The 14,357-nt window shown below is 41.8% G+C and carries 13 protein-coding genes; 2 read left to right on the forward strand and 11 right to left on the reverse strand.

Going from position 1 to position 14,357, the window contains the following annotated elements; all coding sequences use genetic code 11:
• Positions 1 to 749: 749 nt before the first annotated feature.
• On the forward strand, positions 750 to 2,795 hold the full coding sequence (locus GQS54_RS22305) for an EAL domain-containing protein (RefSeq protein WP_166426125.1): 2,046 nt from the start codon (positions 750 to 752) through the stop codon (positions 2,793 to 2,795).
• Here GQS54_RS22305 and GQS54_RS22310 read toward each other — a convergent pair.
• The 8 genes from GQS54_RS22310 to GQS54_RS22345 all read right to left on the reverse strand — a co-directional run bounded on the left by GQS54_RS22310 (position 2,792) and on the right by GQS54_RS22345 (position 10,061).
• On the reverse strand, positions 2,792 to 3,211 hold the full coding sequence (locus GQS54_RS22310) for a hypothetical protein (protein WP_166426126.1): 420 nt from the start codon (positions 3,209 to 3,211) through the stop codon (positions 2,792 to 2,794). The two genes, GQS54_RS22305 and GQS54_RS22310, sit on opposite strands and share 4 nt — an antisense overlap.
• Positions 3,211 to 4,389, reverse strand: coding sequence for a hypothetical protein (locus tag GQS54_RS22315; RefSeq protein ID WP_240920042.1), 1,179 nt, complete (start codon positions 4,387 to 4,389; stop codon positions 3,211 to 3,213). Before GQS54_RS22315 ends, GQS54_RS22310 begins: the two co-directional genes overlap by 1 nt.
• 424 nt (positions 4,390 to 4,813) lie before the next feature.
• Positions 4,814 to 5,233 carry a hypothetical protein gene (locus tag GQS54_RS22320; protein ID WP_166426136.1) on the reverse strand — a complete coding sequence of 140 codons (420 nt, stop codon included), beginning with the start codon at positions 5,231 to 5,233 and terminating at the stop codon, positions 4,814 to 4,816.
• Positions 5,233 to 6,432 carry a porin gene (locus GQS54_RS22325; RefSeq protein ID WP_166426128.1) on the reverse strand — a complete coding sequence of 400 codons (1,200 nt, stop codon included), beginning with the start codon at positions 6,430 to 6,432 and terminating at the stop codon, positions 5,233 to 5,235. The genes GQS54_RS22320 and GQS54_RS22325 overlap by 1 nt, the downstream gene beginning before the upstream one ends.
• A 147-nt stretch (positions 6,433 to 6,579) precedes the next feature.
• Complete coding sequence (locus GQS54_RS22330; RefSeq protein WP_166426129.1) at positions 6,580 to 7,005, reverse strand: hypothetical protein; 426 nt, start codon at positions 7,003 to 7,005, stop codon at positions 6,580 to 6,582.
• Entirely contained in the window at positions 7,005 to 8,207 is a 1,203-nt protein-coding gene (locus GQS54_RS22335; RefSeq protein ID WP_166426130.1) for a hypothetical protein, read from the reverse strand. Before GQS54_RS22335 ends, GQS54_RS22330 begins: the two co-directional genes overlap by 1 nt.
• 235 nt (positions 8,208 to 8,442) lie before the next feature.
• The gene (locus GQS54_RS22340; protein ID WP_166426131.1) at positions 8,443 to 8,859 is read right to left on the reverse strand and encodes a hypothetical protein; all 417 of its coding nucleotides are present in this window, start codon (positions 8,857 to 8,859) and stop codon (positions 8,443 to 8,445) included.
• Positions 8,859 to 10,061, reverse strand: a complete 1,203-nt coding sequence (locus GQS54_RS22345) for a porin (protein ID WP_166426132.1) — start codon at positions 10,059 to 10,061, stop codon at positions 8,859 to 8,861. Before GQS54_RS22345 ends, GQS54_RS22340 begins: the two co-directional genes overlap by 1 nt.
• A 309-nt stretch (positions 10,062 to 10,370) precedes the next feature.
• Between GQS54_RS22345 and GQS54_RS22350 the strand changes: the two genes are divergently transcribed.
• Positions 10,371 to 11,129, forward strand: a complete 759-nt coding sequence (locus tag GQS54_RS22350; protein ID WP_166426133.1) for a sulfite exporter TauE/SafE family protein — start codon at positions 10,371 to 10,373, stop codon at positions 11,127 to 11,129.
• A gap of 107 nt (positions 11,130 to 11,236) precedes the next feature.
• Here the strand turns inward: GQS54_RS22350 and GQS54_RS22355 are convergent, their stop codons facing one another.
• The 3 genes from GQS54_RS22355 to GQS54_RS22365 form a co-directional block, all read right to left on the reverse strand.
• Positions 11,237 to 12,082 (reverse strand): hypothetical protein, encoded by an 846-nt coding sequence (locus GQS54_RS22355; RefSeq protein ID WP_346766602.1) that lies wholly within the window; start codon positions 12,080 to 12,082, stop codon positions 11,237 to 11,239.
• 276 nt (positions 12,083 to 12,358) lie between these two features.
• Positions 12,359 to 13,597: a type II toxin-antitoxin system HipA family toxin gene (locus GQS54_RS22360; RefSeq protein WP_166426134.1), complete on the reverse strand. Its 1,239-nt coding sequence runs from the start codon at positions 13,595 to 13,597 to the stop codon at positions 12,359 to 12,361.
• Between the two features lie 12 nt (positions 13,598 to 13,609).
• A complete protein-coding gene (locus GQS54_RS22365; RefSeq protein ID WP_346766603.1) occupies positions 13,610 to 13,864 on the reverse strand; it encodes a helix-turn-helix transcriptional regulator in 255 nt (84 codons plus the stop codon).
• Positions 13,865 to 14,357 lie beyond the last annotated feature (493 nt).

A 14,357-nucleotide genomic window follows, 5' to 3' on the forward strand; every position in this document is an offset into this window, starting at 1 on the left:
AGACGCGGCCATAACAGCTGCAGCGACTACGCCCAATTTAGTTATGCGTTGAATATTAGATGTATGAAGGTCTGTTCTGGCGGCTGACAAAGCGAGTGTTTTTCGTATGTTTTTTAACATAATAGAATCCTATTAAAGTAAGTTTTATGTGTGGTAGTACAGATTTCAGTAGAAATCGTCTAACGCCGATACATCCTTTAACCGCCATTAGTTACTAGGGCATACGCTCAAACTCTGATTTAACGCCTTTCATATGAGTATGTGCCCTCTTGGTGAGCATATTCCCTTAACTCTTTAACATCGTCAACTGTTTTCGATTACAAAATATTCACATTTATCGAGGTTTAAAATTAAATACCGTAAAATCAATTGCTTAAGTTTGTTATAAATGTTGCTGAAATGTGCGTTAACGTTGCATTTTATGAGTCTAGTTCAATTGTAGGGGATTGGCGGGTAAAATTAATGGGCGGAAATGGCAGGGTTGAGTTATCTTTCGACACGCGCTTACGCTTTGCAGCGATACATTTGATAAGATCAAGCGGAGGGCAATTAATTTCAAAACTTAACCATTTGATTAATATCGGAACTTGACGATAATCACTACACTAGAGATAACGTAAAGAGAGACCGTAAAGTTATCCATCATGTTAGTTGTTCAGGTACGTTAGATTTATAATGAATTGCTAATCCAAACGATACATATAGAAGTTAGTCGCGAGTCGAAAGTTGGTGTAATAAAGGATTGATACATGCTGTTTAGAACGATCAAGAACACCACAACTACCCTTACCGTTGTTGCTATTTGTTTAGTCTGCGCAGCTGTTCTGGTGTCTTCCGTTGAGGAATACGAGAAGTTGTATTTGGAATCGACTCGGAGCGATCTTGATGGATTATCTGAAAACCTAGCAGCCGATCTTGTTTCTATTGTCACCACAGAGCCTGATACGTTTGAAGTGACGGCTACTTTATTACGCTTAGACCGCTACGAGAATGTGAAATATGCCGTGGTATATGATAGTCAATGGCAGCGCCTCAATATGTATTTTGGACCCTTATTTACCCCCAATGAATCCGAATTCAACATAGATGAAGATAAGCTTAAATTAAGTTCTCAAGGGGTACAGGTTAAAGACGGCGAGCTAATTGCGTTAAAATTAGTGGGTGATGCTCGCCTACCCCTTGGCTACCTGTTAATCGTAAATGATGCTGTAGGCCCGCTTAATAAAAGTAAACTCACGCTGTTAAAGCGGGTTTTACCGCTTGTACTGTTGGTACTTTTTGTAGCAATTGTGGGTTCATTCTTGATTCAACAAAAATTATTTTTGCCCCTTAGCCGGTTATCTCGTTTCGCCCAAAAAATTCAAGAAACCCATGACTATTCATTGCGAATTAATATCGATGGAAAGCAAGAGGTGACGGAGTTAAGCCGAGATATCAACTCCATGATGGAAACCATCAATAGCGAAACCCAGAAAAACATTAAGTATACCGATCAGCTCAAAGAACAACAAAAAGCCATGGAACGTCTCGCTAATTTCGATGGTTTAACCGGCTTACCTAATCGCCAATTCTTTATGGAAACACTCAGACTAGAGCTAGCTAAAGCCAAACGAGATGAACGTAATTTGGTTTTAATGTATTTCGATTTAGACGGGTTCAAGGGCGTCAACGATGCATTTGGTCACGAAGTAGGTGATTTACTGTTAATGGAGGTTTGTCGGCGCACTAAATCCATTTTACGCGACGGCGACCTTATTTCACGTTTAGGTGGTGACGAATTTCTGATTCTTTTGCACAATGAGCCGAATGAATTAGAGCTATTTGAAATAGCCGAACGGTTAGTTAATGGCTTGAACGTGCCATTTGCCATCCAGACTTGGGAAGTACAAATTGGTGTTAGTATCGGTATCGCTCGCGCCAGTGATTCGAATTTCAACGTGAGCGAGTTTATTAGCAATGCTGATATTGCAATGTACCGCTCTAAAATGGCCGGTCGCAGTACCCATACCGTTTTTGTGCCTGATATGATGGAAGACAACAAACGTCGCTTACTGATTGCCAATTCGATTTCCAGTGCGATTAAGCTCAATGAGTTTAATATTCACTATCAAGGTAAAGTGTCAGCAGACGAAACAATAGTTGGCTATGAAGCTCTGATCCGATGGAATAGTGAGTCGATGGGCGTGGTGTCGCCAGCTGAGTTTATTCCCATTGCTGAACAAAGTGGTAAAATACTATCTATCACTAAGTGGGTAGTTAGAAAGGTGTGCCAAGAACTAGATCAAATATTGGCCATGCATTCTGGGAACATTGTGGTGTCAGTGAACCTATCCGCTCACGATATTAAAAATACCTTACTGATCGATTACATTAGGGCTATGTTTACTCGATATAATATTCAAACCTCGCATATCGAGTTTGAAGTGACAGAATCAGCGTATTTAGAAAACTTCGATATCGCCAACGAATTCTTGACCCAAATACGCGATATGGGCTGCTCAATAGCCCTAGATGATTTCGGATCAGGCTATTCGTCGCTAGGCTATTTAACCCAAATTCATTTGAATACCCTTAAAATCGACAAACAGTTTGTGGATAACTTAAATGTATCTAAACGTAGCACATTGGTCACAAGAACGATTATTGAGATGGCTAAACAGCTTAACTTACAAATTTGTGCAGAAGGGGTTGAGACACGAGAACAGGCAGATTTTCTGATAGAAAATGGCTGCCACCAATTACAAGGTTATTTGTTTTCTAAACCCAAAAGCTTACTTGATATGCTCAAAACCTAATCGATTTTATAGATCACGGTAAGCTCTTTGGGCAACGTTGCACTGGCAGGTAAGTAGCCTACCGCCCCTTTACTTTCTTTTAAGTAGTCTAGTAGTAAACTTTCGTTATTCACTTCTCTAGGGGCTCTTTTACGACCCGTAAAACGCATTTGGGCCCAATATGACTGAATACGTGCTTCCGTTAAGCCGACAACCTTGGTGTTAAATAACACCCGAGTTCGGTTGTCAGGGGGCAGGGATACCGCGGTTAAGTCGTATGGAATAACCCCACCCATAAATAAATTTCGTACTTGTTGGCGATTGAGTTGAATTGAATTATCAGTGGTATTAGCGACCACAATAATTCCCTCCGCTGCAGCGATGGTATGCACGAAAGGAGCAGCAACTAGAATGAGTAAAGTAAGATATTTTTTCATTAAAACACCCACTCCAGACCAAGTTGATACAATATGGCGCGATCATCAAAGTTACCCAAATCTACTAGCGAAAAGTCATTGCTAATCGGCCCATTAGCTTCAATGAGCGTCATCTCGCCTTTAAATGCAATATTGGATTTCCAATCCCAACGAATACCGAGTTTAGTGCCATTATTTTTATCGTCTGAAAATTGCGTTAAAACAAAATCATATGTTGCGGCCAAGGTATTCAGACCATCTGATACACCGTAAGGAATTTCATTTGGAATGTGATCGTAATAAACCTTGCGCTTACCGTAAGATATATACAAGGTATACGGATTGAAGTTATAACCAAGCGAGATATAAAAATTATTTATATCAGGTGTTATTCCACTCTTACCGACAACTTTTCCTACTTCACTGCGTACAAAATAATCGACGTTTTCGTAATTGGCACTTAATTGAAAAAACTGGATTGTTCCATTTGGATCAAGCCAATCGCCATTTTTGTTAAATCCCAGTTGACGCAGTTGCTCGCCAAACTGCGTGGCTTCGGGTAATTCAACATCTGCATCCCCTTGAGCAAATGACGCTCTAAAAGACCAGCCTCTATAAGCGGCACTGGTATTAACACCAAAAAGACCGGTTACCTGTGCATCTACCGAGCGACTAGCAACATTGAACGCGTCATCGTAATAACCCCAAAATCCCTCAGAATTGATAACCCAATCCTTGACGGTAAATTCGTAATTGGCAGACACACCTTCGAAGGTTGAAAAGAAAGCGGTGTCATAAAACTGTTGCGGTAGGGTCAACCAAGGATAAGCAAAGCCCACATCAAGGCTGTCGCTGTAATTAAAGAAAGGAATGCGCAGCTTGCCCAGTTTGATTTGTAAGGCTTTATTAGGTTTGTAGGTGAGGTATAGCCATTCTATCCCTGAATCTCGCTGCTTTCCCGTATTGCCAACCAATTGACCAGTAACAGAGATTTCATCAGTAAATCGGTAATCAGCTTGTAGTGCAATCAATGATTGTTGGTCAAAGCTAACACTGTTGTCGTAACCAATATATTCAGCGTTTGCATCATCAAGATAACCCATAATAACGCGGGCAAATCCTGATAATTGTAATTTATCATTTTCTTCTGCATGAAGAGCTAATGGCAAGCTACCAAAAGCCAAACAGCTTGCTAGCATAAAATAAGTCACTTGATGCTTCATGTTTTAGTTAACACTTTTTTTATGTGGTTAAAATTTTTATCGCTCAAAAATACTATACTTAACGTGTGCATGAAAGATATTTAGGCTGTACGCCACTATATTTGCCCTTCGCAGGTATTTATGGGGCAAAATAGTTATATACGCTTTAACGTTATCGGAACGCAAAACGGATGCTGAAGGTCTATTGCGTGAAACGAGTACTTTTTTCTGTTTTGCATCTCAGGTGATCGTTTTCAACGCATATTTTGTCGTTACTTATTTGAAAGCGACGCTGACACCACGTTAAGATACACCACTCATTCTATTATACTTGTAGTCTCTCGCGGACTCTTTCTACGGTGACTTAATGAGCGCTTTACTTAGCGTCAATCGCTAATATTGGAGTTGGTATAACCCTATGCTAGATATTTGAATAAATAACGGTTAATTGTTCAGGAATTGTAATCCCCGCAGGTAAATAACCCACCGCACCTTTATTGTTTTTAAGGTATTCGAGCACCGAACTTTCACTTATCTCTTCATGTGGTGCTCTTTTACGCCCAGTAAAACGCATTTGTGCCCAATAAGACTGAATACGAGCTTCAGTTAAGCCGATGACTTTGGTATTGAACAACACTCGTGTTTGGTTATTTGGCGGTAATACAATCGCGTGTAGGCCATAATGCTGTGCCCCGCCCATAAATAAGTTGCGCACTTCCTGGCGATTTAAATATATGGATCTGTCTTGGGTATTGGCAACAACGGTGATAGCGTCATTTGCACAGCAAATATTACCAGTTAGGCTAAATATGGTGCCAATCAGCAATAAAGAGGCTTTAATCAAAACACCCACTCCAATGCCAATAAATATAACAGGGCCTTTCTATCAAAATCAGCATCATCAAAGGTAAAGAACGCGCGGTCATTGGCTTTACCTCTTATCAAGCTTACTTCGCCCTTTAGGGCTAACCCCGCTTGTAAATCCCATCGGGTACCAAGAGTAAAAGCTTCAGAGCTATCAACGGGTAATTGATCAAATATGGCGAGGTAACCATACGCCAGACTATCCAGTTGAGGACTTAAACCTAGCGGAATATCATTGGCAGGTTGCTCGTACTCGGTCTCATTTTTTGAATAAGAAATATAAGACGTAAAAGGAAAGTAATTATAGCCAGTAGAGATAAAATAACCGTCGGTGTCGGGCACAAAAACAAAATCAGCGTGTATGTGATTTAACTCAGCCCGAACGAAGTAATCTAGGGTTTCATAACTGGCGCTGAATTGAAAAACTTCCGTTAAACCATCCGTTGCTAGAGACTTTGCACTTTCGCTAAAACCAATCTGACTAAGAAGGTTACTAAACTGTGTAATGTCGTCAATTTCAACACTCGTTTTACCTTGGTGGTACGAGCCTCTAAACGTCCAGTTGTTAATGTGAATAGTATTGATTAAACCGTGCAAATCGTCCGTTTCTGCCTTCATCTGACGCTCTGCTATCATGACATCATCTTCAAAATAGCCCCAATAACCTTCGATATCCATCACAAATAGGCTGTTAGATATCTCATAATTCGCCATCAAACCGTCAAATGTAGAAAAAAAGTGTCGAGGATAAGTTTGCTGCGGTAATGTCGCCCAGGGGTAGGCATACCCTACATCAATTACATCACTATAATTTAGAAAAGGCGTGCGTTGCTTACCTAGCTTAAACCGCAGCGAATTTGTGGGGGTATACGTTAAATACAGCCACTCAATCCCTGAGTCTCGCTGGTCAGCGGTATGCCCAATAAGTTGCCCGGTAACGGCTAAGCTATCTAAAATCTGATAGTCAGCTTGCAAGCCAATAAGGCTTTCTTGGTCGACACTGACCGAATTGTCATAACCAAGATATTGCGCATCTTTATCGTCAATATAGCCCATTACAACTCGAGCAAAACCAGAAAGTTGAAGCTTATCGTTTGTTTCAGCATAAAGTGAGGGAGCAAAGCTAAGCCAGACTAAGCTGCTTACCAACAATAAATAAGGAATGCGATACATCATGTTTTAAATAGGTCTACTTTTTATATGGTTAAAAAAATTCTTACTAATCAAAATACTATAGCCCAATCGAGAGTCAAAGATTTATTGCGCAAAACTAGACTAATTGACAAGCCTGATTGGCTTTTTATTACGAGATAGTAAACCGCTTTATTCAAGAGAGGTGGTGTATATAACCGTTAAGTTATCAGGAATAGAAGTACCCGCAGGCAAATAACCGACAGCCCCTTCATTGTTTTTAAGGTATTCCACAACGGAACTTTCGTCATCGATTTCTTTCGGTGCTCTTTTACGACCAGTAAAGCGCATTTGTGCCCAATATGACTGAATACGTGACTCTGTTAACCCAACGACTTTAGTGTTAAATAATACTCGGGTTTGATTATTCGAGGGCAGGGAAATCGCTGCTAATTCGTAGGGGGCTGCTCCTCCCATAAAGAGGTTACGCACCTGCTGACGATTGAGTTTAATTGATTTATCCGCTGTATTTGCCACTACGATAATACCTGTAGAAGCTCGCACGTCGAATATAAAACCCAAGGAGCAGAGAAGAAATACAAAAAGGTATTTTGTCATTAAAATACCCAATCTATACCCAACTGGTATAAAACAGCTCGGCCATCAAAATTTCCCAAATCCCGTAAAGCGGAATCATTACTGACCTGACCATTAGCCCTGACCAGGGTTAATTCTGCTTTAAGGGCGACGTTAGAACGCCAATCCCAACGAATACCGATTTTACTGCCATTAACGTTCTCGTCACGAAATTGGGATAAAATAAAGTCATAGGTCGCTGCAATTTGATCCAATTGAGGTGATACGGCATAGGGTATTTCATTTGGAATATGCTTAAATTTAACGTCCCGTTTGCTATAAGAAATGTAAGCCGTATAAGGGTAGAAGTTATAGCCAAGGGAAACATAAAAACTATTCACGTCAGGTGTTAGGCCGCTTTTACCCACAATATCAACCACTTCACTACGCACAAAATAATCCAGGTTTTCATAATTTGCGCTAAATTGATAAAACTCTATGGGCCCATCAGGATTCAACCAATTTGCATTGTTGCTAAAACCGAGTTGGCCTATTAACTCACCAAACTGAGAGGCTTCTGGTAAACCTAGCGCTACGTTGCCCTGATTATATGAGGCTCTCAACGAGAACTGCTTATACGCTAAGGTCGTATTGATGCCAAAAAGTCCGGTTATTTTGGTATCAACGGTGCGGCTACCCGAACGAAACTCGTCGTCATAATACCCCCAATATCCCTCGTAATTAATCACCCAATCGTTGCGCGCAAACTCGTAGTTGGCTAACACACCCTCGAATGTTGAAAAGAAAGACGTGTCGTAGAACTGTTGAGGTAGCGTTAACCAAGGGTAAGCAAAACCGACATCTAAGCTATCACTGTAGTTGAAAAAAGGAATGCGTTGTTTGCCGAGTTTAACTTGAAAGGCGTTGTTGGGTTTAAAAGTAAGGTAAAGCCACTCTAAACCAGAATCGCGCTGGGACCCCGTATGCCCGACTACTTGGCCGGTAACAGAAAAGTCATCATTCAATTGGTAATCGGCCTGAAACCCGATAAGGGACTGTTGATCAAAGCTAACGCTATTGTCGTAATAAATATATTCGGCATTGTTATCGTCCAAATAACCCATGATCACCCGCGCAAACCCTGAGAACTCGAGTTTATCTTCATCTTCGGCCTGAACTACAGGTGCACAGCTGAGAAAAATAATGCAACTCGCTGATACAAAATGAAATATTCGCTTAATCATGTTTTCAATCCATTTGACTTTTTCGGGGTAAATACGTGCTTAATAAACAAAATACTAGGGCAAGCGGGCATTGATTTCTAACTCCCATAATAGCTTACAAGCTTATTCCTATTGGGGATCAAAAATAATATCGGCCAAAATCTTATTATCTGTATCCCAAAACAAAGGTATTTTTAAAGCAGACTCATTTGCTAGATCATCAAGCGTATTGCAAGACTAGCGTCATTTAACGCACTTATCGTATGGTATAGACCACAGTTAAATTATCAGGAATAGAGATATCCCCAGGTAAATAACCTATAGCATCTATATTATTTTCAAGGTATTCCAGAACGGAACTTTCGTTATCGACTTCTTTGGGGGCTCTTTTACGGCCGGTAAAACGCATTTGCGCCCAATATGACTGAATACGTGCTTCGGTTAAGCCCACCACTTTGGTGTTAAATAATACGCGGGTTTGGTTTTCTGGCGGCAGTGCAATGGCATCTAAGTTATAAGGTATCACGCCACCCATAAAGAGGTTACGCACCTGCTGGCGACTGAGTTGAATGGATTTATCAGAGGTGTTGGCCACAACAATAATGGCTTCAGCAGCCTCTAATTTTGCAAAGCTAATTATGCATAAAAATAGCAGTGTCAGATATTTTTTCATTAAAATACCCACTCAACGCCAAGCTGGTATAAAACGGCCTGGCCATCAAAATTGCCCAGATCCTTTACCGCATAATCATTACTGATGGCATCCTTAGCTTGAACAAAGGTCATTTCTGCTTTCAATGCTAAGTTGGTATGCCAATCCCAACGTAAACCCAGTTTAGTTCCGGTTGATTTATCATCGGGGAAGGCTGCGAGTACCCCAAGGTAGGTTGCTGCAAGTACATCTAAATCAGGCGTGAAGCCAAAGGGTATTTCACTGGCGATATGATCAAAATGAAGATCTTTTTTACTGTACGAAACGTACACGGTGTAAGGGTAGAAGTTATAACCAGCCGAGATATAAAAATTATCCACGTCTGCGAATAAGCCACCTTCACCTTTTACTTTGACGAATTCGCTGCGCACAAAGTAGTCTAAATCTTCATAATTGGCGCTTAACTGATAAAATTGCAGCAATCCATTCGCGTTAAGCCAATCAGCATTGTTCGTAAAGCCAAATTGACGTAGCAGCTGACTAAATTGCACAACTTCGTCTTGCTCAATATCAATATCACCTTGACCGTAAGATGCTCGCACGATGAAATTCTTATAACCCACGGTAGTATTTACGCCAAAAAGGCCGATTACTTTGGTATTGATGTCCTGACTGGCCAAATATATTTTGTCGTCGAACCGACCCCAATAGCCTTCGTAGTTAATCACCCAATCGTCAATAGCAAACTCATAGCTTGCTAATGCACCATCGAACGTTGGGAAGAAAGCCGTATCGTAAACCTGTTGCGGCATGGTCAACCAAGGATAGGCAAAGCCAATATCAAGGCTGTCGCTGTAGGTAAAGAAGGGTATGCGCTGCCTGCCAAGCTTTATTTGTAATGCATTGTTCGGGCTGTAAGTCAGGTATAGCCACTGTAGCCCTGAATTGCGCTGGTCATTTGTATAACCTACTACCTGACCTGTCATAGAAAAATCGTTGCTTAGCCTATAGTCCGCTTGTAAACCCAGTAGCGACTGCTGGTTAAGGTTAACGCTGTTGTCGTAACCCACATACTCGGCGTTTTCATCATCGAGGTAACCCATAATGACGCGAGCAAAACCTGAAAATTGCAGTTTATCCTCGGTTTCAGCGTTGAGTGTTGTAGCCCAACTAAACATAAGCAAACACAATGCTGAGGTAAAAAACGATAAGCGGCGAGTCATATTTTAATAGGTCTATTATTTGTGTGGTTAAAAAATTCTTATATAACAAAATACTATAAGTATATTGGGTGTCAATCGCTTTTGAGTTTAATGTCTGGACTAAAGCCTATTACAGCGGTTTTTTGTGTGAAAGTAGTATTCCTTTGGCACACTTGAATCCGTTGCCACACTTAGATCCGTTGTCAGGCTTAGATCCGTCGGCGCACTGCGATAAGGGCAGGGGAATTTGCACTACCAGCAAGTTGGTTTGAATGACGGGGCAGCCTTACGCTATGATGCGCAACCCCCTTTTATTTGTATGTTGCCGCCTTGGATTTTTTCAGCAGTGAATTCATTAGTCCCCTACTAAGCGTATTTTTAATTGTCTTAGCGGGCTTTACCTCATTTTTAACCGCAGCCTTAGGGGCTGGTGGTGGCTTGTTGCTTTTGGTCGCCATGGCGTCTTTTATGCCCATGGCCGCCGTTATCCCAGTGCATGGCTTAGTGCAGCTAGGCTCTAACGCTAATCGTATGTTGTTGACCTTCCGGCACATCGACAAAAACATGCTTATATATTTCACGCTGGGTGGTTTGGTCGGCGCCTTGGTGTCATCTTTTGTAGTGCACGATTTGCCGCTCGATTGGATGAAGCTCGCCGTTGGCGGGTTTGTGCTATTTTTACTTTGGGGCAAAAAACCCAGCATAAAAGAATCTAGCCCACTGGGCAAAGCGATAGCGGGCTTAGTCACCACGTTCTTATCCATGTTCGTAGGGGCAAGTGGGCCACTGGTCGGCAGCTACTTGCACACCAAAGGCTATGAAAAAATGCGTTTTACCGCGACATTTTCAGCCAGTATGACCATGCAACACACATTAAAAGCCATAGTCTACGCTACTGCAGGGTTTGCCTTTTGGCAGTGGATGCCCCTAGTGATCGCCATGATTGGCGCAGGCGCCATAGGTACGTGGTTGGGCTTGAAGTTACTTCACAAAATACCTGCCGCAAGGTTTCAGCGACTAGTGCAAATAGTACTCTCGGTGTTATCCATAAACCTGATGTACCAAGCGATCGATGAATTGTTTTTTTAATCGAGTACTCCACGACCTTTAAGCGCTTGAGCATGCTAGGCAACCCAACAAAGCCGACTGCGTCGAGCAAACCGAACACGCCGGCCGTTGCAGATCTGCGCTAATCGTTAATCAGGACTAGCGCGCATAAAATGAATTTTTTTGCACCGTGCTAATAAGTGCCCATTAGGGCAGTGCATTACTCCAAACACCCAGCCACTTGTTCCCTCGTCAGCCCTTTTTATCTCGCTTGCTGCATAAACCTTACTGCATGTTTTGCAGTGTACTTGGCCCTTACCCGCCTCAATCATATCGCTGGCGATATATTCGAAGCGATTAAACGAAGTGGGCACCACATTACACACAAAAAGGGTGGGGTCGTAGGTTCGCAGCCAACGATAAATATAATGCTCTTCCCCGAACTCTTTTCTGCAGTCATTTATCCACTCATTTAATTCAGCTCTGACTTGCAACGCTTCTACATCAGTTTCATCGATTTCGTCACCTCCCTCCATCACAAAGGGTTCAGGGTGTATTTCATCAAATAGCACAGGCAGCAAATCAGTGGTTTCAAAAATAAAGCGCCCGTCGAGTCTTTCACCGTAAATATCTGTGCCTTTGTACATAATATGCGAGCCGCATTGGGGCAGGGCATCTACAAAGGCCTCCCATTCCTGCTGTACTTTTTGCGCTTCAAGCTGAGCCTTTTGCTCTTTACGTGTTAAAAACGCAGGATCACCAGGGGCCATGCTAGGCCAAATATAATCTTGGTCGGTGATAAAGCGCGTTTTGTCTGCGCTTTTAAACCACTTCCAGTACAGCACGGGCCAAACAAGAATATAAGTACCGGCCCGCAGCAGCATGAGGCTCGGTGACGCAGGGCGTTCCACCCTGTCTTTGTAAAACCACCAAAACGCCGTAAAAGTCAACGCGGAAAATAACCCGATCGAGAAATAAAACATAAGATAAATCACAGTGTTGTTACTCCTTTAACGTACTGAACAGCGATACCGGCAAGACATCAGTGCATTTAAAGTGGTGCTGTCTTTGAAAATGCTGAGTGTGTTAATCCGTTATCAAACAAGCGCTTAAGTTAGGGTCTCTAAACAGCGTGTAAATGTAAAATAAGAATAATTAATGTTTCAGGTGATTCCGTATTGCGTGCACCGTGTAGTACAAAGGGTAAACGAAATTCTGCTGCTCTAATGCTGATAAACCTCGACCACACTGGCATAAAAGTGTTTGACGCTCTAGTCGAGTATAAAGCAGTCCCTCAATAGCTCTCTTTCCGCTTTGCTGATACCTGCTTGTTGAGCAAAGTTTTCCCACTTTGAGACAGTATTTAACAATCTTTGGTGGATGCTATTGGCGGCACTGCCATTAACATGAAAGTACTCTGCAACCTCAAATGCCAAGCCTATCGAGAGCGCGTTACTCACATCATTAATATTAAGATGTAGGCCAGTGGCATATAACATGGGGTTTATATCGTACGCTGGCGATAACCGCCAGCCAGTGGGCTGCAGAATGAATCCGTGATTTCTCAGGTGATCGTCGCAATTCGAGACCATGATGTTAAACAGCATTCTTGTCCAAAGTTGTTCAAGATCTTGCTGAGTATTAGAGCCGTGTTGTATGAGAAATTCTGCGAGTTCCAAGTAACTTGCACCATCATCCTGACCATCAAAATATTCGAGCTGAGTCATCGCGGAACTGAAGTGAAGCCGTTTCCCTGAATCGGTGCGGTCGAACCTTTTCGTTAAAAAAATATGATGTCTGCCAATGGCTTCAACTTTGGACTCTGCCATTTCGATGCCTGACTCAATCGCCATTTGGTATACAACGAATTCCCATAGACCAATATCGTAATCATCATGACAACTGGGAAACTTGGCTAACCACAAACTATTATCGTGATTTCTTATTGACGCCTTTGGTCTGGCTCCACCTAATGATGAACCCGGTGAAATCAGCATATTGAGCCATTTTAGATAATCTGGATTATCTAAATCTGGTTTTTCTTCGATTTTATTTGCAGCTTGTAGTAGCTCGGGTAGGTTGGTTATTGCTGGCGCAGATAGCTCATGATTATCGTCTAAGAATGGACCTGTTAATGATGTGCGAAAGCGTAGTGCACCCATACGAAATGAGTCGTGAACGCCCAGCAAGTAATCTGTCTCGTATAAACTTTTTGCTCGTCGTTTCTCTCGTCGAGCGATAACTGCCTCTCTACGTTGCATCAGCAACCGCCCCCATCGATCAGGGCATGAGTCGAGGAATACTTTGAAATTTTTATCGCCCTGTGCATGTTGCTCTCCAACGAATAACGTTAGAGAGGGATCAATTTGGAGAGCATAGTCTGAGGCTAACCACTTCTTATCATAACTAAAGCTGAAATGCTCTTTTCCTCTTATTTCAGACGAGCGCAATGTGCCGACTAACATAGGCTCAGTGGATTCAGTCCAATCAGCGTAAACGTGGATTTCCATAATGCGACGCTCTTATTTTTTATTCAGCAATTGGATGTCTTGCAGCTTTCTTCCTAGCTCGTCATCAAATGCGATTTTAGTTAGGTCGTCCACTAGGCCCAAGGAGGCTAAAACGTTGACGTAGTGCCCAAGCGAAACGGAAGGATCACCTTTTAATATTTTTCGTAACGTCGGTTTAGATATCCCTGTTCTACTGTGCATCATTTCTTGGGTAATACCGCGTCGCTTCATCGCCAGAGTTAAGTTTTCGCCCAAGATGCTTAACACCTTTTTGTGTTTTGGGAAGACGACAGCAGAGCGCTTTGTCTTTGATTCAATAGTATTCATAGTGAAACTATATTTTCTTTAATCCAGAATTTATAGAATTATAGTTTCATTTTAATATTAAAGAAAGTGATAAATCGACGCTCCCAATTGTCTACATATGAAACAAAAATTACTTTATTCATGAAATTATGAAACTATAGTTTCATATTGGTTGTGTCTCATATCAGTGATTTAGCCAAACAAATCCTTATTCTTGAGATTACATACCATCCCTGGGGCATTTTGGGGCAGTATCGCAGTGCCTTGATTCACGGTACTTAGCAATTACTCCAACTTGGCGCAACGCTTTTATTACTTGGGGCACCGTTTAAAAAATTGAATAGGCACACAGTGTTGTTACTCCTTTAACGTACTGAAAATCCTGAGATTAGTATTCTTTATACAGATTGCTTGTTAATTTATACCAACTCCAGTAAATAATTAACCACTCAGC

Source organism: Paraglaciecola sp. 20A4 (assembly GCF_011378905.1).
GTDB lineage: Bacteria > Pseudomonadota > Gammaproteobacteria > Enterobacterales > Alteromonadaceae > Paraglaciecola.

Coding starts and splice junctions, on each gene's coding strand:
- GQS54_RS22305 (WP_166426125.1), top strand. CDS start 750: ATGCTGTTTAGAACGATCAAGAACACCACAACTACCCTTACCGTTGTT.
- GQS54_RS22310 (WP_166426126.1), bottom strand. CDS start 3,211: ATGAAAAAATATCTTACTTTACTCATTCTAGTTGCTGCTCCTTTCGTG.
- GQS54_RS22315 (WP_240920042.1), bottom strand. CDS start 4,389: ATGCTAGCAAGCTGTTTGGCTTTTGGTAGCTTGCCATTAGCTCTTCAT.
- GQS54_RS22325 (WP_166426128.1), bottom strand. CDS start 6,432: ATGATGTATCGCATTCCTTATTTATTGTTGGTAAGCAGCTTAGTCTGG.
- GQS54_RS22330 (WP_166426129.1), bottom strand. CDS start 7,005: ATGACAAAATACCTTTTTGTATTTCTTCTCTGCTCCTTGGGTTTTATA.
- GQS54_RS22335 (WP_166426130.1), bottom strand. CDS start 8,207: ATGATTAAGCGAATATTTCATTTTGTATCAGCGAGTTGCATTATTTTT.
- GQS54_RS22340 (WP_166426131.1), bottom strand. CDS start 8,859: ATGAAAAAATATCTGACACTGCTATTTTTATGCATAATTAGCTTTGCA.
- GQS54_RS22345 (WP_166426132.1), bottom strand. CDS start 10,061: ATGACTCGCCGCTTATCGTTTTTTACCTCAGCATTGTGTTTGCTTATG.
- GQS54_RS22360 (WP_166426134.1), bottom strand. CDS start 13,597: ATGGAAATCCACGTTTACGCTGATTGGACTGAATCCACTGAGCCTATG.